Origin of the sequence: Streptococcus sp. 21.1, assembly GCF_016648635.1 — a bacterium.
Taxonomy (GTDB): domain Bacteria; phylum Bacillota; class Bacilli; order Lactobacillales; family Streptococcaceae; genus Streptococcus.
Map to the genome: position 1 here is coordinate 1 of NZ_JACLQL010000019.1, position 23,400 is coordinate 23,400.

At 41.8% G+C, this 23,400-nt stretch carries 19 protein-coding genes, 1 tRNA gene and 1 pseudogene; 19 read left to right on the forward strand and 2 right to left on the reverse strand.

What is annotated here, in order from left to right; all coding sequences use genetic code 11:
* From H7U01_RS09680 to H7U01_RS09750, 15 genes are all read left to right on the forward strand, one after another.
* On the forward strand, window positions 1-6,543 hold a 6,543-nt coding region (locus tag H7U01_RS09680), incomplete at its 5' end, for an LPXTG cell wall anchor domain-containing protein (RefSeq protein ID WP_201041508.1).
* Window positions 6,544-6,728: 185 nt separating this feature from the next.
* On the forward strand, window positions 6,729-6,950 hold the full coding sequence (locus tag H7U01_RS09685; RefSeq protein ID WP_002890796.1) for a DUF4649 family protein: 222 nt from the start codon (window positions 6,729-6,731) through the stop codon (window positions 6,948-6,950).
* 135 nt (window positions 6,951-7,085) lie between these two features.
* Entirely contained in the window at window positions 7,086-8,087 is a 1,002-nt protein-coding gene (trpX, locus tag H7U01_RS09690) for a tryptophan ABC transporter substrate-binding protein (protein WP_060971932.1), read from the forward strand.
* Window positions 8,088-8,096: 9 nt separating this feature from the next.
* Complete coding sequence (locus tag H7U01_RS09695; protein ID WP_002883493.1) at window positions 8,097-8,966, forward strand: ABC transporter permease; 870 nt, start codon at window positions 8,097-8,099, stop codon at window positions 8,964-8,966.
* Window positions 8,963-9,721, forward strand: a complete 759-nt coding sequence (locus tag H7U01_RS09700) for an ABC transporter ATP-binding protein (protein ID WP_037600160.1) — start codon at window positions 8,963-8,965, stop codon at window positions 9,719-9,721. The genes H7U01_RS09695 and H7U01_RS09700 overlap by 4 nt, the downstream gene beginning before the upstream one ends.
* A 179-nt stretch (window positions 9,722-9,900) precedes the next feature.
* On the forward strand, window positions 9,901-11,562 hold the full coding sequence (locus tag H7U01_RS09705) for a ribonuclease J (protein ID WP_060971931.1): 1,662 nt from the start codon (window positions 9,901-9,903) through the stop codon (window positions 11,560-11,562).
* 134 nt (window positions 11,563-11,696) lie between these two features.
* Window positions 11,697-12,479, forward strand: coding sequence for an alpha/beta hydrolase (locus H7U01_RS09710; protein WP_060971930.1), 783 nt, complete (start codon window positions 11,697-11,699; stop codon window positions 12,477-12,479).
* Between the two features lie 119 nt (window positions 12,480-12,598).
* Window positions 12,599-13,318, forward strand: coding sequence for a matrixin family metalloprotease (locus tag H7U01_RS09715; protein ID WP_002890801.1), 720 nt, complete (start codon window positions 12,599-12,601; stop codon window positions 13,316-13,318).
* Window positions 13,319-13,330: 12 nt separating this feature from the next.
* On the forward strand, window positions 13,331-13,702 hold the full coding sequence (locus H7U01_RS09720) for a hypothetical protein (protein ID WP_037600183.1): 372 nt from the start codon (window positions 13,331-13,333) through the stop codon (window positions 13,700-13,702).
* Window positions 13,703-14,069: 367 nt separating this feature from the next.
* Complete coding sequence (locus H7U01_RS09725) at window positions 14,070-14,513, forward strand: flavodoxin (RefSeq protein WP_002883520.1); 444 nt, start codon at window positions 14,070-14,072, stop codon at window positions 14,511-14,513.
* A gap of 51 nt (window positions 14,514-14,564) precedes the next feature.
* Entirely contained in the window at window positions 14,565-16,100 is a 1,536-nt protein-coding gene (locus H7U01_RS09730) for a ClC family H(+)/Cl(-) exchange transporter (RefSeq protein WP_201041509.1), read from the forward strand.
* Window positions 16,101-16,173: 73 nt separating this feature from the next.
* Entirely contained in the window at window positions 16,174-16,458 is a 285-nt protein-coding gene (locus H7U01_RS09735; RefSeq protein ID WP_049553837.1) for a chorismate mutase, read from the forward strand.
* Window positions 16,455-17,681, forward strand: coding sequence for a voltage-gated chloride channel family protein (locus H7U01_RS09740; protein ID WP_049553836.1), 1,227 nt, complete (start codon window positions 16,455-16,457; stop codon window positions 17,679-17,681). The genes H7U01_RS09735 and H7U01_RS09740 overlap by 4 nt, the downstream gene beginning before the upstream one ends.
* A 127-nt stretch (window positions 17,682-17,808) precedes the next feature.
* The gene (gene rplS, locus H7U01_RS09745; RefSeq protein WP_002883489.1) at window positions 17,809-18,156 is read left to right on the forward strand and encodes a 50S ribosomal protein L19; all 348 of its coding nucleotides are present in this window, start codon (window positions 17,809-17,811) and stop codon (window positions 18,154-18,156) included.
* Window positions 18,157-18,206: 50 nt separating this feature from the next.
* Window positions 18,207-18,278 (forward strand) — tRNA-Arg (locus H7U01_RS09750).
* Between the two features lie 244 nt (window positions 18,279-18,522).
* On the opposite strand, the gene H7U01_RS09755 is transcribed toward H7U01_RS09750, so the two are convergent.
* Together H7U01_RS09755 and H7U01_RS09760 are read right to left on the reverse strand one after the other, a co-directional pair.
* Window positions 18,523-19,095 carry a hypothetical protein gene (locus H7U01_RS09755; RefSeq protein WP_201041510.1) on the reverse strand — a complete coding sequence of 191 codons (573 nt, stop codon included), beginning with the start codon at window positions 19,093-19,095 and terminating at the stop codon, window positions 18,523-18,525.
* A 53-nt stretch (window positions 19,096-19,148) separates the two neighbouring features.
* The gene (locus tag H7U01_RS09760; RefSeq protein ID WP_002883513.1) at window positions 19,149-19,325 is read right to left on the reverse strand and encodes a DUF3042 family protein; all 177 of its coding nucleotides are present in this window, start codon (window positions 19,323-19,325) and stop codon (window positions 19,149-19,151) included.
* A gap of 75 nt (window positions 19,326-19,400) precedes the next feature.
* Here H7U01_RS09760 and miaA point away from each other — a divergent pair, with 75 nt between their 5' ends.
* The 4 genes and pseudogenes from miaA to H7U01_RS09780 form a co-directional block, all read left to right on the forward strand.
* Window positions 19,401-20,312 (forward strand): tRNA (adenosine(37)-N6)-dimethylallyltransferase MiaA, encoded by a 912-nt coding sequence (gene miaA / locus H7U01_RS09765; protein ID WP_064524629.1) that lies wholly within the window; start codon window positions 19,401-19,403, stop codon window positions 20,310-20,312.
* A 33-nt stretch (window positions 20,313-20,345) separates the two neighbouring features.
* The gene (locus H7U01_RS09770) at window positions 20,346-20,846 is read left to right on the forward strand and encodes a GAF domain-containing protein (protein WP_290438492.1); all 501 of its coding nucleotides are present in this window, start codon (window positions 20,346-20,348) and stop codon (window positions 20,844-20,846) included.
* Window positions 20,846-22,498 (forward strand): DNA polymerase III subunit gamma/tau, encoded by a 1,653-nt coding sequence (gene dnaX, locus H7U01_RS09775; RefSeq protein WP_064524632.1) that lies wholly within the window; start codon window positions 20,846-20,848, stop codon window positions 22,496-22,498. The genes H7U01_RS09770 and dnaX overlap by 1 nt, the downstream gene beginning before the upstream one ends.
* 113 nt (window positions 22,499-22,611) lie before the next feature.
* Window positions 22,612-23,376: pseudogene (locus H7U01_RS09780) on the forward strand (IS3 family transposase); the annotation flags it as partial.
* Window positions 23,377-23,400: the final 24 nt, after the last annotated feature.

A 23,400-nucleotide genomic window follows, 5' to 3' on the forward strand; every position in this document is an offset into this window, starting at 1 on the left:
ACTGCAACCATTACTTCAGATGCGACCTACACACCAACTGTTGTGCCAGCAGTTCCAACTGCAAACCCTGCAACTTCAAAAGATATCCAAGGTGCGACTCAAACCGGTACACCAACCTTTGCAGGAACAACTGTTCAAGTGAATGGTGAAGATAAAGCTATTACGATCAAAGATAATAGCTACACGCTTTTGGATAATGATGGCAATGAAGTGACAAGTACACCAGCTTATGCCGCAGATGGTACAACTGAAATTGGTACTTACTCTATCGATTCAGCTACTGGTCAAGTCACTTTCACACCGACTGATAAATCATACACAGGTGTAGTAACACCGGCCAAGGTTCAAGCTGAAAGCTCAAACGGTATCAAGGTGGACACAACTTACACGCCTGAAATCGTACCGGTAACACCGACAGCAACACCAGCTGAAACAGAAGATATCCAAGGTGCAACGCAAACTGGTAAACCTGAATTTAAGGGCGGAACTGTAACAGTAGATGGCGTTGAGAAAACAGTAGCTATCAATGAAGATGTTCCAGCGACATTTGACGATGGTTCAACGACTAAGACAGTTGACGGCGTTGGTACTTACACAGTAGCAGCCGACGGTACGGTGACATTTGTTCCTGAGAAATCATTTGTCGGAACTGCACCGGCTGTAACGGTTGTTCGTGAAGACAAGAACGGAACCAAAGCCTCTGCGACTTACACCCCAACAGTAACACCAGTTACACCAACAGCAGAAGATACAACATCAACAGGTAAACAAGGTCAAACTCAAACAGGTAAGCCTGAATTTACTGAAGGCGACAGCCGTGTGCCAATGAACGATGACGTTCCAGCTACTTTCGACGATGGTTCAACTACCAAGACAGTTGATGGCGTTGGTACATACACAGTAGCAGCAGACGGAACTGTAACTTTTGTTCCAGAGAAATCATTTACTGGAACAGCACCAGCAGTGACAGTGGTTCGTGAAGATAAGAACGGAACCAAAGCTTCTGCGACTTACACACCAACTGTGACTCCAGTAACTCCAACAGCAACACCAGCTGAATCTACGGGACCTCAAGGTTTGGTTCAAACTGGAACAGTTACCTTTACTGAAGGTGACCCAGTTGCACCAATTGATAAGGATACCATTACTCTCCTTGATGAAAATGGTCAGCCAGCAGAATCTGTAGTTGCTAAATCACCAGAAGGTAAAGAAATTGGTACTTTCACAGTTGATAAAGAAACAGGTGTTGTAACCTTCACACCAACTGATAAATCTTACTCAGGTGATGTGGTTCCAGTTAAGGTTCAAGCAGCTGATACAAATGGTACAACAGTAGAAACAACTTACACACCTAAGATCACTCCAGTTGTCCCAACTGCTGAACCTGCAACATCGACAGATATCCAAGGTGCCACTCAAACAGGTAAACCAACCTTTACTGAAGGTGATCCAAATGTTCCAATTGATGAAGATACACCAGCGACCTTTGAAGATGGATCAACTACGAAGACAGTAGATGGTGAAGGAACTTACACCGTTTCTCCAGATGGTACAGTAACTTTCGTCCCAGAAAAATCATTTACTGGAACTGCTTCAGGTGTAACAGTGAAACGTGTGGATAAGAACGGAACTGAAATCACAGCTAAGTACACACCAACAGTAACTCCTGTAACACCGACAGCGACACCAATTGAAACAACAGGTAAACAAGGTCAAACCCAAACAGGTAAGCCTGAATTTACTGAAGGTGATAGTCGTGTACCAATGAATGACGATGTTCCAGCAACATTTGAAGATGGTTCAACTACCAAGACTGTTGATGGAGTTGGTACATACACAGTAGCAGCTGACGGAACAGTAACCTTTGTTCCTGAAAAATCATTCACAGGTAAAGCGCCGGCCGTAACGGTTGTTCGTGAAGATAAGAACGGAACCAAAGCTTCTGCAACTTACACCCCAACTGTGACTCCAGTAACTCCAACTGCTACACCAGCAGAATCAACTGGCCCTCAAGGTCTTGTTCAAACTGGAACAGTTACCTTTACTGAAGGTGATGAAGTCGCACCAATTAACAAGGATTCAATTACCCTTCTTGATGAAAATGGTCAGCCAGCAGCATCAGTAGAAGCGAAATCACCAGCAGGTGATGTAATTGGTACCTTCACCGTTGATAAAGAAACAGGTGTTGTGACCTTCACACCAACAGATAAATCTTACTCAGGTGATGTTGTCCCAGTTAAGGTTCAAGCAGCTGATACAAATGGTACAACAGTAGAAACAACTTACACACCGAAGATCACTCCAGTTGTCCCAACTTCTGAAGATGCAACATCGACAGATATCCAAGGTGCCACTCAAACAGGTAAACCAACCTTCACCGAAGGAAACCCAAATGTTCCAATCGATGAAGATACTCCAGCTACCTTCGAAGATGGCTCAACTACGAAGACTGTCGATGGTGAAGGAACTTACACAGTAGCAGCAGATGGAACAGTAACCTTCGTTCCTGAAAAATCATTCACTGGAACTGCTACAGGCGTAACAGTGAAACGCGTGGATAAGAACGGTACTGAAATCACAGCGAAGTACACACCAACAGTAACTCCAGTAACTCCAACTGCAACACCAGTTGAAACTACAGATATCCAAGGTGCTACACAAACTGGTAAGCCAGTATTTACAGAAGGCGATAGCCGTGTGCCAATGAACGATGATGTTCCAGCAACATTTGACGATGGCTCAACGACTAAGACTGTAGACGGTGTTGGTACTTACACAGTAGCAGCAGACGGAACCGTAACCTTTGTTCCAGAAAAATCATTCGTAGGAACTGCACCAGCTGTAACAGTGGTTCGTGAAGATAAGAACGGAACAAAAGCTTCTGCAACTTATACACCAACCGTAACACCAGTTACACCAACTGCAGAAGATACAACATCTACTGACAAACAAGGTCAAACGCAAACAGGTACACCAACCTTCACACCAGGTAATCCAAATGTTCCAATGGATGATGATACACCTGCAACATTTGAAGATGGCTCAACTACGAAGACCGTTCCTGGTGAAGGAACTTACACAGTTGCTCCAGACGGAACCGTAACCTTTGTTCCAGAAAAATCATTCACAGGCACAGGAACAGGCGTAACGGTTAAACGTGTCGATAAGAACGGTACTCCAGTTACTGCTAAGTACACTCCAACTGTGACTCCAGTAACTCCAACAGCAACACCAGCTGAATCTACGGGACCTCAAGGTTTGGTTCAAACTGGAACAGTAACCTTCACTGAAGGTGACCCAGTTGCACCAATTGATAAGGATACTATTACTCTTCTTGATGAAACTGGTCAGCCAGCAGCATCAGTAGAAGCGAAATCACCAGCAGGTGACGTGATTGGTACCTTCACCGTTGATAAAGAAACAGGTGTTGTGACCTTCACCCCAACGGATAAATCTTATTCAGGTGATGTTGTTCCAGTGAAAGTTCAAGCTACGGATACTAATGGTACAACAGTAGAAACAACTTACACACCTAAGATTACTCCAGTCGTTCCAACTTCTGAAGATGCTACATCAACAGATATCCAAGGTCAAACACAATCTGGTACACCAAGCTTTACACCTGGTAACCCTGCAATCCCAATGGATGATGATGTACCAGCAACCTTTGAAGATGGCTCAACTACGAAGACAATTCCAGGAGAAGGAACTTACACAGTCGCTCCGAACGGAACTGTAACCTTCGTACCAGAAAAATCATTTACAGGAGAAGGTACAGGCGTAACGGTTAAGCGTGTTGATAAGAACGGTACTCCAGTTACAGCAAAATATACACCAACAGTAACCCCAGTTACACCAACTGCTGAACCAACAACATCAACAGGTAAACAAGGTCAAACCCAAACAGGTAAGCCTGAATTTACTGAAGGTGACAGTCGTGTACCAATGAATGACGATGTTCCAGCAACATTTGAAGATGGTTCAACTACCAAGACAGTTGATGAAGTTGGTACTTACACAGTAGCAGCAGACGGAACTGTAACTTTTGTTCCAGAGAAATCATTTGTTGGAACTGCACCAGCAGTAACAGTTGTTCGTGAAGACAAGAACGGAACCAAAGCTTCTGCGACTTACACACCAACTGTGACTCCAGTAACTCCAACAGCAACTCCAGCTGAATCAGAAGCACCTCAAGGTGTGGTTCAAACTGGAACTGTGACCTTCACCGAAGGTGACCCAGTTGCACCAATCGATAAGGATACCATTACACTTCTTGATGAAAATGGCCAACCAGCAGCGGCAGTGTTTGCGAAATCACCAGCGGGCGATATTGTTGGTACCTTCACCGTTGATAAAGAGACAGGTGTTGTAACCTTCACACCAACAGACAAATCTTATTCAGGTGATGTTGTTCCAGTGAAAGTTCAAGCTGCGGATACTAATGGAACAACTGTAGAAACAACTTACACACCTAAGATTACTCCAGTCGTTCCAACTTCTGAAGATGCTACATCAACAGATATCCAAGGTGCTACACAATCTGGTAAACCAACCTTCACTGAAGGTGATCCAAATGTTCCAATTGATGAAGATACACCAGCGACCTTTGAAGATGGATCAACTACGAAGACAGTAGATGGTGAAGGAACTTACACAGTTGCTCCAGATGGTACAGTAACTTTCGTACCAGAAAAATCATTTACTGGAACTGCTACAGGCGTAACCGTGAAACGTGTTGATAAGAATGGTACTGAAATCACAGCTAAGTACACACCAACTGTTACACCAGTCACACCGACTGCAACTCCAACAACATCAACAGATATTCAAGGTGCTACACAAACTGGTAAGCCAGTATTTACAGAAGGCGACAGCCGTGTACCAATGAACAATGACGTTCCAGCAACCTTCTCCGACGGTTCAACGACTAAGACTGTTGATGGTGTTGGTACATACACAGTAGCAGCAGATGGAACAGTTACCTTCGTACCAGAAAAATCATTCGTAGGAACTGCATCAGCTGTAACAGTTGTCCGTGAAGATGTTAACGGAACTAAGGCTTCAGCAACCTACACGCCAACAGTAACTCCAGTTACTCCAACTGCTGAACCAACAACATCAACAGATATCCAAGGTGCTACACAAACTGGTAAACCTGTATTCACCGAAGGTGACAGCCGTGTACCAATGAATGACGATGTTCCAGCAACATTTGACGATGGTTCAACTACGAAGACAGTTGAAGGCGTTGGTACTTATACTGTAGCCCCAGACGGAACAGTAACTTTCGTACCAGAGAAATCATTTGTCGGAACTGCACCAGCAGTAACAGTGGTTCGTGAAGATGTGAATGGAACAAAAGCCTCTGCAACCTACACGCCAACAGTAACTCCAGTTACTCCAACAGCGGAACCAGCAACATCTACAGATATCCAAGGTCAAACGCAAACAGGTAAACCAAGCTTCACGCCTGGTAACCCAAGTGTCCCAATGGATGATGATGTGCCTGCTACCTTTGAAGACGGCTCAACAACTAAAGTTATTCCAGGTGAAGGAACTTACACAGTTGCTCCAGATGGAACTGTAACCTTCGTCCCAGAAAAAGCATTCACCGGAACAGGTACAGGTGTGACCGTGAAACGTGTTGATAAGAATGGTACAGCCATTACAGCTACCTATACACCAACCGTAACTCCAGTTACACCAACTGCAGAATCAGTTACTTCAATTGGTAATAAGGGTCAAACGCAAACAGGTAAGCCAAGCTTCACTGAGGGCGATAGCCGTGTACCAATGAATAACCAAGTACCAGCTACCTTTGAAGATGGCTCAACAACTAAGACTGTTGCAGGTGTAGGAACTTACACAGTGGCAGCAGACGGAACAGTAACCTTCACACCAGAACCTGAATTTACCGGTACTGCACCAACAGTGACAGTAGTTCGTGAAGATGTGAACGGAACAAAAGCTTCCGCAACTTACACACCAACTGTTCTTCCAATCACTAAGTTTGTTGATAAAGAAGGTAAGGAAATCCCAGGATATCCTACAGTTGATGGTGAACAGCCAAAAGCTGAAATTCCAGGTTACCGCTTCGTAGAAACTAAGAAATTACCTAATGGTGATATCGAACATGTCTACGAGCAAGTAACGACGTCATACGTTGATGAAAATGGTACGCCAATCCCTGGTTATCCAACAGAAGATGGCCAACAACCTAAGAAAGAAATCCCAGGTTATGAATTTGTGAAGACAATTGTAGATGAAAATGGTAATACTCAACACATCTACAAACAAATTGTGACTCCAACACCAGTGCCGGATACAACTCCGACACCAGAGCCACAGCCAGCTCCACAAACAGAAGAGCCTAAGGCTCCAGTACTTCCAGAAACAAAAGAAGAAGCTCACTTTATCAATCCAAGTGATAAGACAGCTCAACTTCCAGAAACTGGTAGTGAGGATTCAAACCTTGCAATCTTTGGTTTGGCAAGTCTTCTAGCTGGATTTGGACTCTATGGCGGAAAACGACGCAAACGTTAAAATGATTTAACGGTCGTATAGGACATTAAGAATCCAGATTCCAATTAAAATAGACCTCATGGCATTTGCCATGGGGTCTATTTGTATGGGCTAGCCTGCTAATTTTTTTAAGTCGTCATGATTGACTTTACTCACTAGGAAGCGTAATCTAGACTTTAATTAAAGGATTAAAAGGAGGTCCCTCGATGATTGAAGTAACTTATTTAAATACTGCAAAGCAAGAAAAACACACTTCTTTTGAAGATTACAATGAATTTGTCAGAGCACAGCAAGCTTGTTGGATTGCCTTACCGGATTCAACGCCAGTCACTAAGGTGACCATAAACGGACATGATATTGGCTACAAAGGACAATATGGCGACCTTTACTTTTATATCATGAAGCTAGATTTGGCACAATATCAGTAATAATAGGAAAAAGAATCAGACATCGTGTTCTGATTCTTTTTCTTTGAGCAAGGTAATTTTTATAAATTAAGAATATTGCTAATTGACTGAAAATGACTTACAATAGAAAGGAAGAATTTATAGAAGGAGACACATATGAAAAACAAGCGTTTAATTTGGACTTTGGTTTTCTTAGCTATCTTGACGATCGGTTCTATTGGTACAGATCTTTTCAAAAAAGAGCACCAAGATGCTAATAAGGTCGTCAAAGTAGGAATCCTCCAGTTCGTGACTCACGATGCCCTGGATCAAATCGAGAAGGGAATTGAGGATGGTCTTAAGGAAGCTGGTTATAAGGGAGATAAGGTTAAAATCACCCTCCTAAATGCCGAAGGAGACCAGTCTAAAATTCAAACCATGTCTAAACAATTGGTCAATGACAAGAATGATGTCGTTATCGGTATTGCAACGCCAGCAGCACAAGGACTAGCGGCAGCTACCAAGGACATTCCAGTCATTATGGGAGCTATCTCAGACCCTGTTGGGGCCAAATTGGTTAAGGACCTCAAGCATCCAGAAGGCAATGTCACTGGTACCTCTAACCAAGTGCCGATTAAGCAGACAGTGGAATTGGTCAAATCATTGACACCAAATGCTAAGACAATTGGTATTCTCTACGCTTCAAGCGAGGATAATTCCAAATCACAGGTTGAGAGCTTTAAGAAATTCGCTGAAAAAGATGGCCTAAATGTGGTCGAGTACGCCGTACCGTCAACCAATGAAATCAATACAACCATGTCAGTCATGACTGGTAAAGTAGATGCCATCTGGACGCCTCAAGATAATACTATTGCTTCAGCCTTTTCAACAGTAATCTCATCAGCCAACCAAGCTAAGATTCCAGTTTATACGACAGTTGATACTATGGTGAAAGAAGGCGGTTTGGCCTCTGTAGCTCAAAGCCAGTATGAACTTGGAAAAGCCACAGCTCGTAGTGCTGTTAAGGTTCTTAAAGGTAAGAAAGTTAAGGATGTTCCAGTTGATGTTATTGATGATGGTACTCCAACGCTCAACCTTAAAGTTGCTCAAGACCTCAACATCACCATCCCTGACGATGTGCTTAAGCAGTCAGACATTGCTGTTAAAGCTGATAAATAAGGAGGACTTATGATTATTTCATCTATTTATCAGGGTCTTCTATACGGAATCTTAGGTCTTGGGATTTACATGACTTTCCGTATCTTGGATTTTCCTGATTTAACGACAGAAGGTTCCTTCCCCTTAGGTGGGGCAGTAGCAGTAACTCTTATGAACTTTGGTTGGAACCCAATTTTAGCAACCTTGGTTGCTGTTTTGGCCGGCTGTGGTGCTGGACTTGTGACTGGTCTCCTCTATACTAAGGGAGAAATTCCTACTATTTTGGCAGGGATTTTGGTCATGACTTCTCTTAACTCAGTCATGCTTATGATTATGGGAAGGGCCAACCTAGGACTTCTTGATATTAAGACTATTCAAGATTTACTTCCTTTCAGCAAGGACTACAACCTCTTGATTGTTGGTCTCATTGCTGTAACCATTGTTATCACTGCCTTGATTGCCTTTCTTAACACGCGCCTAGGTCAAGCATATATTGCCACAGGTGATAATAGAGACATGGCTAAATCTTTTGGTATCAACACAGACAATATGGAAGTGATGGGTCTTGTTATCTCAAACGGTATCATTGCCCTCTCAGGAGCCTTGATTAGCCAACAGGACGGTTATGCCGATGTTTCTAAAGGTATTGGTGTTATCGTCATTGGTCTTGCCAGCATCATCATTGGTGAGGTCCTCTATGCGACTAACTTGACTCTGTTGGAACGTTTGATTGCCATCTGTATTGGTTCAATCCTCTATCAGTTCCTTTTGACAGCAGTTATCGCTCTTGGCTTTAACACGAACTACCTCAAACTCTTTAGTGCGATCGTTCTGGCTATTTGCTTGATCTCGCCTGTCCTACGCCGAAAATTCTTTAAGGGGGTGACCTTATCACGATGACAGCTATTGTAGAACTTAAAGATGCGACTGTTAAGGTTAATAATGGTTTTGATACCGAAAAAACCATCCTGGACCATGTCAATCTTACCATTAGAGAAGGTGATTTTATTACCATTCTTGGTGGAAATGGTGCCGGAAAATCAACCCTCTTCAATGTCATTGCAGGGACCCTCATGTTGACCAGTGGTCATATTTTTATCATGGGTGAGGATGTTACGGCTCTGCCTGCTGAGAAACGTGCCAAGTACCTCTCACGGGTCTTCCAAGATCCTAAAATGGGAACAGCTCCTCGTATGACGGTTGCAGAAAATCTTTTGATTGCCAAATACCGTGGCGAAAAACGAGGTCTTAAATCACGCCAAATTCATCTCTACACAGAGGAATTTCAAGGTCTGATTGAACGTATCAGTAATGGTTTAGAAAAACACTTAGATACACCAGCAGGTCTCCTCTCAGGGGGTCAGCGTCAGGCACTCAGTCTTTTGATGGCGACACTTAAACGTCCTGAGCTCTTGCTCTTAGACGAACACACCGCAGCCTTGGATCCTAAGACAAGTGTGGCTCTCATGGAGTTGACCGATGAGTTTGTGACGGGTGACCACTTGACAGCCTTGATGATTACTCACCATATGGAAGATGCCCTTAAATACGGAAATCGTCTTATCGTTATGAAGGATGGTCAAATCATTAAAGACCTTACCAAGGAAGAAAAAGGTCAATTGGATATCACAGACTACTACGCTATGTTTGAGTAACTCTCGTCTGACTCTAAATTGTAAAATAAGCTAAAAAGTTGTATACTTAAAGAGTATGCAACTTTTTGTTGTGGCCTGTAAATCGACAAGGAGACTGTTCGCACGAACGTTCAGCTTCTTGGACCGTCTGTAAAAATAGGCTCTAGAAGAGAGTCAAACTAAAAAGGAGAAAAACAAGCATGAGCGATATTAAAATTATTGCCCTAGGTGGAGTACGTGAAAATGCTAAGAACCTCTATATTGTTGAGATTAACGACTCTATCTTTATCTTGGATGCTGGTCTAAAGTATCCTGAAAATGAACAACTAGGTGTTGACTTTGTCATTCCTAACTTAGATTACTTGATTGAAAATAGAGATCGTATCGAAGGGATTTTCTTGACGCATGGACATGCCGATGCCATTGGTGCCCTACCTTATATCTTACAAGAAGTCAAAGCACCAGTTTTTGGATCATCACTCACAATTGAGTTGGCTAAGCTTTTTGTGAAGAATGCTGGCGTTAAGAAATTCAATAATTTCCATGTTATTGACGCAGAAACTGAAATTGAATTTGAGAATGCTGAAGTTTCATTCTTCAAAACAACGCACTCTATTCCAGAATCAATGGGGATTGTTCTTGGAACTGACCAAGGTAATATTGTCTATACTGGTGACTTCAAATTTGACCAAGCTGCCCGTCCTTACTACAAAACTGATTTAGGTCGTTTGGCTGAAATCGGACGCGAAGGTGTTTTGGCCCTCTTGTCAGACTCAGCAAATGCGACAAGTACTGAACAAACAGCTTCGGAAGCAGAAGTTGGTCAAGAAATTGACCAAGTCATTGCCGATGCAGAAGGACGTGTTATTGTTGCTGCAGTTGCCTCAAACTTGGTACGTATTCAACAAGTCTTCGATTCAGCTGCTGATCATGGACGTCGCGTTGTTCTTACTGGTTTTGACGTTGAAAATATTGTCCGCACAGCCATTCGTCTCAAAAAATTGACTGTGGAGCATGAAAAACTTATTGTCAAACCAAAAGACATGAACAAGTTTGAAGACCACGAGTTGATTATCCTTGAAAATGGTCGTATGGGTGAACCAATCGATGGTCTCCAAAAGATGGCTGTTGGTCGTCACCGTTACGTTCAAATTAAGGATGGAGATCTGGTTTATATCGTAACAACTCCAAGCATTGCTAAAGAAGCTGTAGTGGCACGTGTCAACAACGCTATCTATAAGGCTGGTGGAACTGTTAAGATGATTACGCAGAGCCTTCGTGTATCTGGACATGCCAATGCTCGTGAACTTCAATTGATGATTAATCTCCTTCGTCCACAGTATCTCTTCCCTGTCCAAGGTGAGTACCGTGACCTTCAAGCCCATGCAGAGTTAGCCTTGGAAGTTGGTATTCTTCCAGAAAATATTTATATCGTTAAACGCGGTGATATCATGCATTTGTCTGAAGATCAAGGTTTCCTTCATGAAGGAGCTGTTCCAGCTGGTGATGTGATGATCGACGGTAATGCCATTGGTGATGTGGGTAATATCGTCCTTCGTGACCGCAAGGTCTTGTCTGAAGATGGTATCTTTATCGTAGCTATCACTGTGAACAAGAAGGAACGTAAGATTGTCTCTAAAGCGCGTGTGAATACACGTGGGTTCGTCTATGTTAAGAAGAGCCGTGACATTCTACGTGAGGCTGCTGACATTGTCAATGCTACCGTTGAAAATTACTTGGCAGGAGACAGCTTCGATTGGGGTGAACTTAAAGGGGCTGTCCGAGACGATGTAGCTAAGTTCCTCTTTGACCAAACTAAACGTCGCCCAGCGATTCTTCCGGTAGTCATGGAAGTACGTTAATCATTGATGTTACAATAAGGGTGTGAGCGTCTTGCTTGCATTCATCGAAATAGAGGTAAATCTCAACAAGATTTTCTTCTTAAAGCAGAAGCTGGGATACCCCAGCTTTTCTGACATTTAGAAAGGAAAATACAATGGCTTTTTTTCAAATTGAATACTCTTCAGATGTTCTAGGACAGTACCGTCAAGTAGATGTCATTTATCCAGACCGCGACCAGATTGCTGAAACGGAAAGTGATACGGACATTCCGGTTCTCTATCTCCTTCATGGCATGGGGGGCAATCATAATTCTTGGGCCTTTCGTACCAATATTCAGCGTCTCCTTCGTAAGACTAATCTTATCGTTATTATGCCTAACTCTGAAAATGGATGGTATACAAATACCAAATACGGTGTTAAGTATTACGATGCCATTGCAAAGGAGCTTCCTCAAGTCATGCAACGTTTCTTCCCAAGTATGACTAAGAAGCGTGAAAAGACTTTTATCGCTGGACTTTCTATGGGCGGCTATGGGTCTTTCAAACTCGCCTTAACGACAAATAACTTTGCTTGTGCGGGTTCCTTCTCTGGTGCCCTTGGATTATCAGTGGAGATGATTACTGATGAAACGAGTGAGTCTAAGGAATACTGGCAAGGTGTCTTTGGAGATTTAGAAGGAAAAGACATTGTGCAGCATAAACTGGTCAATCTAGCCAAACAACATGACAAGAAAACCAAATTCTTTGCCTGGTGTGGTCTTGAGGATTTCCTTTTTGACTCTCAAAACAAAGCAGTAGCTGATTTGAAAGCTCTTGGTTTGGACATTGACTACCGCACGGACCATGGAAGACATGAATGGTATTATTGGGAAAAACAACTAGAAGCCTACTTAGAATGGTTACCTATTGATTACGTTAAAGAAGAACGTTTGTCTTAATAGGTCAAGTTTGTAACATCTTATCAAAGAGATGATAAAAGCTTAAATTGATATTTTTTACTTGTCAGAACTATTAGAGCTTGATATACTAAGGGAAGTTTCGAAAAGGAGGCTCAATAATGAAAAAATTATTCAGAGTAATCTTCTATATTCCTAAACTTCTTTTACAATTTATTTGGAATCTTATTTGGGCTATATTTAAACTTGCCCTAGTGCTAGCCCTCATTGGGTATGGACTCGTCTACTATGCCAATAACTCTTCAAGTACCTTAGCCACAAATATTAACCAAGCCTTTCATCAAGTAGAGCTAGGGTTTAGTGGTACCAGTACTAGTGACGTTGAGAAAGTTGTCTCTAACCTATCAACGACAGATACTATTCCAGAGTCTAACGGAGCTAGATGGGCGCAAAATACAGCTAGCATATATATACAATCTACAGACGAAACCTTGGTAGCCGCCTATAAGGAAGCTATCACCAACTGGAATAACACGGGTGCTTTCATCTTTACTTTAACTGATGATGCCTCAACGGCTGACATTGTTGCGACAGACTATTCCGATGCGAATTCACAGGCAGCAGGTTTAGCAGATAGTCAAACCAATGTTTTGACCAATCGCATCACTCATGTGGATGTAAAGTTAAATCGTTACTTCCTCTTGAATAGTGATTTTGGTTATACTCACAAGCGTATCGTTAATACGGCTGAACACGAATTGGGACATGCTATTGGCTTAGATCATGATGACTCTAAGACATCCGTTATGCAATCCGCTGGATCTTATTACGGGATTCAACAGGTGGATATTGATACGGTCCATGCTCTTTATGCTAATTAAGGAGGGGCTGTCATGCGCTATTTGAAACGCCTTGCTAGACGTTACCCCATGCAAACCTTCCTTTTTCTTTTCAATGCTGGGGTCTTTACTTGGTTGCAAACAACAGGAACCATGATTGCCAATCGTTTGGGCTTATCAGGTGATGGCATTTGGATTTATATTCCCACTTGGGTAAAAACGCTGACTAGTCATTCCATAGAGAGTATTCAAACTCTTTACAGTGCTTCTGGATGGAGTTGGCTAATCACCTCTATGCTTCTCACTTGGCTCTTGACTTTTCTTAGAGGTCTCATGAGAGCAGTGATTATCATTCTGTTAGTTGGTGTTGGCTTATGGCTAGTCTACCGACATTTTGAACTTTTACAAAATCTAAAACTGTCCTGATGGGCAGTTTTAGTTTCCTCTAACAAGTGACTTGGCTATCAAAACATAGACTATTTTCTGTAGATGAAATGAGATAGTTCCTTTAATAATTTCAGAACGAGCTGTAGACAAGACTTTTCGTTGTGAGAAAAGTGCCTAAAGTTTAAAAGCTTTAGGCACTCGGAAGTTTTGAGACACTAGGCTCAAAACTTAGCTATGGAATTCCGAAGGAAGTCGCTAGCGTCCGCACTCACCTAAGAAAAGTCTAAAAAGAAGAATTAATGTCAATTTAAAACTGTCAATCAGGGCAGTTTTTTGAGTTATTAGGTCATTTATTTTCTGAAGAAATATGATATAATATAGCTAATTTATTATTTTGGAGGACATTATGGCTTTAGCAAAAATCGTTTATGCCAGTATGACCGGTAACACGGAAGAAATCGCAGATATCGTTGCCAAAAAATTGGAAGAATTGGGTCACACTGTAGATGTAGACGAGTGTACAACGGTTGATGCCGCTGATTTTGAAGATGCGGACATCTGTATTGTAGCGACTTACACTTATGGTGATGGTGAGTTGCCAGATGAAATCGTTGACTTTTACGAAGATTTGGCTGATCTCGATTTGTCAGGTAAAATCTTTGGTGTTGTAGGTTCAGGAGATACTTTCTACGATTATTTCTGTCACTCAGTTGATGAATTTGAAAATCAATTTACCTTCACAGGGGCGACTAAAGGAGCAGACAGTGTCAAGGTTGATCTTTCTGCTGAAGATGAAGATATCGAAAACCTCGAAGCTTTCGCTGAAAAAGTTTCAGAAGCATTAGCATAAGAAAAAAGCAGAGTAAAGTCTGCTTTTATTGTAGTCAAAAATGGAGTTTTTATGAATGAAATAGAAAGAGATTTTAGGACGCAATCTCAACATCTCCTTTGGTCCGTTTGGCGAGGGCTTTTAGTGGGGGTGACAGCAGGAGCAGTAGTCAGTCTTTTTCGTTGGTTAATTGCCAAAGGAGCCGCATTTTCTGTAGCTATTTACGAAGACGCCCTTCATAATCCACTTCTGATTCTGGGAATTGTACTTGTTAATCTCTTGATTGCCCTTTTTATTGGTTACCTTATTAAGCAGGAAAAGGACATCAAGGGCTCAGGGATTCCCCACGTTGAAGGGGAACTGATGGGACTCCTACATCCGTCTTGGTGGTCAGTATTATGGCGTAAATTCCTAGGTGGTGTCCTTGGGATTTCAATGGGACTGATGTTGGGACGTGAGGGACCTAGTATTCAACTAGGTGCCATGACTGCTAAGGGATTAGCCAAGGGACTTAAGCTCTCTGCACGTGAGAAGCGTGTCTTGATTGCTGCTGGAGCAGCAGCAGGGTTATCGGCTGCCTTCAATGCTCCAATTGCTGGTCTTTTGTTTGTCGTCGAAGAAGTCTATCATCATTTCTCTCGTCATGTTTGGGTGACAGCTTTAACGGCATCTTTAGTGGCCAATGCTGTTTCCCTACGCATCTTTGGCCAGGTACCGGTCCTTGCTATGACAGAAAAATTACCCGTATTTCCTTTGAAAGATTATTGGATTCTTATTGTTTTGGGGATTTTTCTAGGTGTCCTTGGATACGGTTATGAGTGGGTTGTCTTACGCATTGGTAAGGTCTACCAAGGGTTAGGGAAAATCTTCCACTTGCCATCTCATTTTCATGGCCTCTTGGCAGTTCTGTTTATCATTCCTATTGGTCTCTATTTTCCACATCTTTTAGGTGGTGGGAATGAATTGATTCTTGCCCTAAATGGTTTACATCCTGCTCTAGCTGTGGCTATCCTCTATTTGGCTATTCGCTTTGTTTGGAGTATGTTGTCCTTTGGTTCAGGTTTTCCTGGTGGGATTTTCTTGCCGATTTTGACTCTAGGTGCTCTTTCAGGTAGCGTTTTTGCGGCAGCTTTTGAAAATCTAGGATTCTTACAAGTCAGTCAATTCCCTATTTTTATCATTCTTGGTATGGCTGGTTATTTCGGTGCGGTATCTAAGGCACCGCTAACTGCTATGATTTTAGTGACTGAGATGGTGGGTGACCTTCACCAATTGATGACAATTGGTGTCGTGACCCTGATTGCCTATCTAGTCATGGATTTCATTGGAGGAGAACCTGTCTATGAAGCCATGCTTCACAATCTGATTGCTCACGAACCAAAGCAAGTTGATAATATACCGACGATGATTGACTTACCGGTTACAGAGAGTCTAGCTGGTCGATTGGTTAAGGATTTAACCTTACCTGATGGCGTTTTGATTTCCACTCAGATTTTTCAAGACCAGTCTGAGGTTGTTCATGGAGACACACGTCTAAAAGCAGGAGCAACCCTGTATCTGGTTGTTAATGAAAGTAATATCAGTCAGGTAAGAAAACTCTTTTTATAAGCAATTCAATGGCTTGAGGCTCTTTTGTCCTCAGGTCATTTTTGTTATAATGAAGAGAAAAAAGGAGGTCAGTATGGACTTAAATGAGATTCGCCAACAGATAGACACCGTTGATAATGAGATTGTGGCTTTGTTGGAAGAACGTATGAAATTGGTAACTCGAGTAAGTGCTTATAAACAACGCACCGGAAAGGCGATTTATGATCCCGAACGAGAGCAGGCCCTGTTAGACAAGGTAGGCGCTAGTGTCCTTAATCCCGAATATAAAGAAGCTATCGTCGCAAGTTTTGCGGATATTATGAAGCGTTCACGCATTTATCAAGCAAGTAAGCTGGAAGAAAGTAGGTATCTAGAATGAAAGTAAAACAATTAAGTGATAGTCAAGGTCTTTCTTACTTACATTTAGTAATGTTAAGTCTTTATGCAATCTTGTTAGGGGTGCTGGTTGGACTGATTGATGCTGTTTTTGGGCGCGTGCTGATAGGACTCTCGGAATTTCGTGACCACCATCTCTTTTATCTAGTCCCGGCACTTCCTTTAGCAGGTCTTTTGATAGTTTACCTTTACCAAAAGTTTGCGGGTAAGGCGGCACAGGGAATGGGCTTGATTTTCAAGGTTGGACATAATGAGGAGGATCAAGTCCCCCTAAGGTTAATTCCACTTGTGACTGTAACCACATGGCTGACCCACCTTTTCGGGGGTTCTGCAGGTCGTGAGGGAGTTGCTGTACAACTGGGGGCCACAGTTTCTCATGCTTTTAGTCGCTATTTTAAGCTCCCGAATGCTTCACGTATTTTCTTGATCATGGGTATGGCCGCTGGTTTTGGAGGACTCTTCCAAACACCAATCGCTGCGACCTTCTTTGCGCTTGAGGTCTTGACCCTAGGACAGTTAAGTCTGCCAATCTTGGTACCGACTCTTATTGCATCTTTTATGGCTAGTACGACAAGCCATCTCTTAGGTCTTGAAAAATTTAGCCACTTTGTCTCCGAAAGTTTGACTATTGACCTTGAGACGTTTATGAAATTAGCTCTTTTAGGTTTGGCCTTTGGTATTGCAGGAAATCTCTTTGCTTATCTCTTGTCACTAGCTAAAAAGAAAGTAGCAAGTCTGCTCCCAAATCCTTATTATCGTGTTCTCTTAGGAAGTGTCGTCTTAACCTGTCTTCTTTTGATTTTGTGGAAGGGACGCTATACAGGTCTTGGAACGAATTTGATTGCTTTAAGTGTTGGTGGTGGGACCATTTATCCATTGGATTGGCTCTTGAAATTGCTCTTGACCGTCTTTACCCTATCTCTTGGTTTCCAAGGAGGAGAAGTAACCCCTTTGTTTGCTATCGGAGCCAGTCTTGGTGCTGTTCTAGCACCAGTTTTAGGACTTCCAATTCCACTTGTAGCAGGTCTAGGCTATCTGTCTGTCTTTGGTAGCAGTACCAATACCCTTTTAGCCCCTATTTTCATTGGCGTTGAAGTCTTTGGTCCCGCTAATGCAGTCCCTTACGCGATTGTCATGGCTTTTGCTTATCTCATAAATCATAAGACGAGCATTTATGGACAACAAAAAATGCTAGAAATGCAATAAGATACTAGACATCCTGATAATTTTTTGATAAGATACTAAGAGTGTGTAATGGACACACAAAAATAACGGCTAATCCGCTGAGACACAGAGGTTGCTCTTAAGATTAGTAAGATAGGAGTATATAAAAATGAATCCATTGATCCAAAGTTTGACAGAAGGTCAACTTCGTACTGACATCCCATCATTCCGTCCTGGTGACACAGTTCGCGTTCACGCGAAAGTTGTCGAAGGAACTCGTGAACGTATCCAGATCTTTGAAGGTGTAGTTATTTCACGCAAAGGTCAAGGGATCTCAGAAATGTACACAGTTCGTAAAATTTCAAGCGGTATCGGTGTAGAACGTACTTTCCCAATCCACACTCCACGTGTTGAAAAGATTGAAGTTGTACGCTACGGTAAAGTCCGCCGTGCTAAACTTTACTACTTGCGTGCTTTGCAAGGTAAAGCTGCACGTATCAAAGAAATCCGTAAATAATTTACAGATTTCACATAAAAAATCTGTCCTCGTGGCAGATTTTTTCATAAGTCCTCTTAGTTAAATGGATATAACAACTCCCTCCTAAGGAGTCGTTGCTGGTTCGATTCCGGCAGGGGACATTTTTAAGTCTTTAACCAAGCGGTTTTAAAGCATTTTGTCCACATTTTTTTATCTTTTTATCATTATGTTCTTTTGGGGCTTGTAACGATAAGGTTTTAAGCTACTTTGCCCTAAATTTAAGCTAAATCTATTTGACGCCTATTGAACTATAGGTGTTTTTTTATAAGAAAAACCCTAGTCAGGATTAATCCTAACTAGGGCTCAAAATAGAATACAGATGATGTTAAGTATTCTGTTAACTCATTAATTGGAATTGGCAGTTGTATCTGTACTTGATGAAGCTTGTGTGTACTCGTAAGGATTGTTATCAACGTCGTCAACCCACTCATTACTCTGATCGGTTGAGCTTGCGTGATTGCTTCCTCCACCAGCACCTGCGGCGAAGGCTGCATCGTGACCTCCACCGCCTCCTCCGTTTGTGGCATAGGAGCCATCTTCTGGTCCGCCCCAACCTCGTCCACCTTCAGCAGGCTTGGACTTTTCTTGATTTCCATCTTGGTGGGGTGTTTGGTTGTTTTGTTTTTGATTTGGTGCTTGAACAGAAGGAGATGCTTGATCTTTATTTTCGTCTTTAGCATCTTTTTTTTCATCTTCTTTTGAAGTAGTAGTTGAAGATTTGGTCTTCTCTTTTTTATGATATGAACTACTTTTTGATGAGAGGGTGTGATAGATGTGATGCGTTTTTGCTGCAAGCTTTACAGGTTCTTTTAAATGTTTTGATAAAAAAACAAATAGAAAGAAGAAAGCTAGCAAAGAGAAGGTAATGATATTATATTTTTTTCTTTTCTTTTCAAATTTGGCTCCGTTCTTAGTCATAGATGAAGAGTAAAAATTACAGTAAAAAAACCAGGTTTCCCTGGTCCTAACTATTAGCGGCTTACACGACGGCGAGCTGCTTTTTTACGGTTTTCTTCGATGAAAGCCAATTTCTTTTCTTCTGGTTCGATAATGGTTTTCTTAACTGCGAAGACAGCACCTGCTACAGTAGCAGCAGTTCCGATAACGCCAGTAGCGACACCTTTAGCGAATGAATGTTTTTTAGCCATGAGACTATCCTCCGTATATGTTATAATATGCTTATATTATCTAAAAAAATATCTAGAATAGCAAGTGAAAACATTATGAAAACCAAACTTATTGTAGTAGCTGGTCCTACTGCTGTGGGAAAAACGGCGCTTGGGATTAAATTGGCCCAGCGCTTTAATGGCGAAATTATTTCAGGAGATAGCCAGCAGGTTTACCGACAATTGAATATAGGAACCGCCAAGGCTACTCCTGAAGAGCAGGCAGCAGCAGTGCATCATCTGATTGATGTTCGCGATGTTGACGAGTCCTATTCAGCCTATGATTTTGTGACAGAGGCAGAGGATGCCATTACTGATATTGTTAGTCGTGGCAAGGTGCCTATTATAGTAGGAGGGACAGGTCTCTATTTACAAAGCCTTCTAGAAGGGTATCACCTAGGAGGACAGGTAGATCAGGAGCAGGTTTTAGCCTATCGCTCGGAATTAGAGCAATTATCTGATCAGGAACTTTTTGAAAAGATTGATCGCTTAGGTATTGAGATTAAAGAGATTAACCGACGTCGTGCCACTAGAGCACTTGAGCTTCATCGTTTTTCGGAGAATCTTGAAAATACTGAGACGACTTATGACCCCTTTCTTATCGGATTAGATGATGAACGCTCCTTGATTTATGACCGTATCAATACACGAGTGGACAAGATGGTTGAACTTGGACTCTTGGAAGAGGCCAAGTGGCTGTATGATAATTATCCTGACGCCCAGTCAGCTCGTGGTATAGGCTACAAGGAGTTGTTTCCTTATTTTGCTGGGAGTCAGACCTTGGATAAAGCCTTGGAAAAACTTAAGCAAAATACGCGTCGATTTGCTAAACGTCAATTAACCTGGTTCAGAAATCGGATGACTGTTGAGTTTTATCAGATTTCTAGTCCAGAATATCCTGAAAATGTCATTCATGATCTTGAATTATTTTTAAATGAAAGGGAAGGAGAAAAGGTAGGTCAATCTTAGTTTTAAGGACCTATCTTTGCTATAATGGTAGTTATGACTAACGAAGAAAAAAAATTAGCCTATGAAATAATGCTAGCTCAGGCTAAGACGCTTTTTGCTAATGAAGACAATGCTTTGGCCAACTTTTCTAATGCCTCAGCTCTTTTGAATACAACTCTGCCAAATTCTGTGTTTACAGGCTTCTACCTGATGGATAATGTAAATAATGAGTTAATCCTTGGCCCTTTTCAAGGCAATGTTTCTTGTGTTCGAATTGCCCTAGGTAAGGGTGTTTGTGGCCAGTCTGCAGCAGAAAATAGAACCTTAATTGTCGAAGATGTTACCAAACACGCTAATTACATCGCTTGTGATTCCGCTGCTCGAAGTGAAATTGTTGTGCCAATGGTTAAAGATGGTAAAGTAGTTGGTGTTCTCGATCTGGATTCTCACCAAGTAGGAGACTATAACGACGTAGACCAAGATTATCTTGAAGCATTTGTCAAAATTCTACTCGAGAAAACCGAGCTTACATTTGGAATGTTTGAGGTAAACTAATGTATCAAGCCTTATATCGTAAATACCGTAGTCAGACCTTTGGCGAAATGATTGGTCAAAAAGTGATTTCAACCACGCTCAGACAGGCGGTAGAGTCAGGGAAAATCAGCCATGCCTATCTCTTTTCTGGGCCACGTGGTACCGGTAAAACCAGTGCGGCGAAAATCTTTGCCAAGGCTATGAACTGTCCTAATCAAGTTGGTGGGGAGCCATGTAATCACTGTGATATTTGTCGCGATATTACAAACGGAAGTCTCGAAGATGTTATTGAGATTGATGCGGCTTCAAATAATGGTGTTGATGAGATTCGTGAAATTCGTGACAAATCGACCTATGCCCCAAGTCGTGCGACTTACAAGGTCTATATTATTGACGAAGTTCACATGCTTTCGACAGGTGCCTTCAATGCTCTTTTGAAGACTTTGGAAGAACCAACTGAAAATGTGGTCTTTATCCTAGCGACCACCGAATTACATAAGATTCCAGCAACTATCCTTTCTCGTGTTCAACGCTTTGAGTTTAAATCGATCAAGCAGGGAGCTATTAAAGAGCACTTGGCTTCAATTCTGGAAAAAGAAGGACTGACCTTTGATGATGAGGCTTTGACTATTATTGCTCGTCGTGCGGAAGGTGGTATGCGTGATGCTTTGTCAATCTTAGACCAAGCACTGAGTCTGTCTCCTGACAATCATGTCAGCCAAGCCGTAGCTGAAGAAATCACTGGTTCTATTGGTTTGACAGCTTTGGATAGTTTCGTCGCTAACGTTCGCAATCAAGATACTACGCAAGCTTTATCAAATCTCGAAACCCTCTTTGATAATGGTAAGTCTATGAGCCGTTTTGCGACTGATCTCTTGGAGTATTTTCGTGATCTTTTGATTGTCAAAGCGGGTGGAGAGAACAGTCATCATAGTCCCCTTTTTGAAGAGAATCTTTCTCTGGAGCAAGACCGACTTTTCCAATTGATTGACTTGGTTACAAGTGCCTTGCCAGAAATTAAAACTGGAACACATCCTAAAATCTATGCGGAGATGCTGACTATAAAATTGTCAGAAACCCATAGTCAGATGTCACAAGAAATTCCAGGAAATTTACAAGAAGAGTTAGATAGTCTTCGTCGCGAAGTAGAAGGCCTACGTAAAGCTCTTAAAGAGGGCAAAGTCCAAGGAGAAGTAGCACCAACTCGAAAAGCCAAACCTGCTTATCAGTATAAGGTGGATCGTGAAAAGATTCTCACTATTATGCGTGAAACCATGGAAAATCCGCAGAAATCACGCCAATGTCTGGATGCCCTAAAGGCAACTTGGGCTGAAATCTTGGATTCTATTAGCCCACAAAATAGGGCCCTTTTGAATGGATCTGAGCCTGTATTAGCCAATCAGGAAAATGCCATCCTGGCTTTCAATGCTGCCTTTAATGCTCAACAGGTCATGAAACGCAGTGATCTCAATGATATGTTTGGCAATATCATGAGTTCAGCTGCCGGTTTCTCACCCAATATTATGGCTGTTCCAAAAGCAGAATTTGAAAAACTCCGAACAGAATTTGCACGAAGCCTCAAATCCAAGGAAGAATTAGAAAAAGAAGATCGTGAAGAATATATCCCTCAAGAACTTGAATTTCTCTCTGATGTTGTAGAAATAGAGGACTAAAAAGGTCCAGTGGACCTTTTTAGGTCTGAGCCCAGAAATGAAAAAGCGAGGAAGGACTGAACTGCACCCCAAAAGTTAGACAGAAAAAATCTAACTTTTGGGGTGTTTTTATTATGAAATTGACTTATGAAGATAAGGTTCAAATCTATGAACTTAGAAACCAAGGATATAGCTTAGAGCAGCTTTCAAATAAATTTGGGATAAACATTTCTAATCTTAGCTACATAATCAAATTGATTGATCGATACGGAATAGAAATCGCCAAAAAGGGAAAGAATCGTTACTACTTTCCTGAATTAAAACAAGAAATGATTGATAAAGTCCTATTTAAAGGCTATTCTCAAGATAGAGTTTCTCTCAAAATGCTCTCCCAAATCGTGGAACGCTTCCTAACTGGCTCGTACACTATAAGAAAAACGGGTACACTATTGTTGAGAAGACAAGAGAAAGGATACCTAAAATGGGACGTAAGCCAAAGAAAAAACTGAAAGAGATGACAGAGCTAGAGCGACTTCAAGCAGAAAATGAGTACTTGAGAGCGGAGAATGCAGTTCTAAAAAAGTTGAGAGAACTCCGATTGAGGGACGAAAAAGAGCAAGAAGAAAAACGGAAATTGTCCGAGGATTAGTAACAGAGTTTGCTTTAGAGATTCTTCTAAAGATTGTTAAGCTTGCTCGTTCGACCTATTATTACCACTTAAAACAGCTGGATCAAACGGATAATAATCAAACTATCAAGTTGAAATTCAATCTATTTTTACTGAGCATAAAGGGAATTACGGCTATCGTCGAATGACTCTTGAATTGAGGAATCGTGGCTTCGTAGTAAAACATACTAAGATTAGTAGTGAGGAAATCTCCGACGGGAGAAAGTACTCACTACTTTTTTCGTTATGTTAAAGT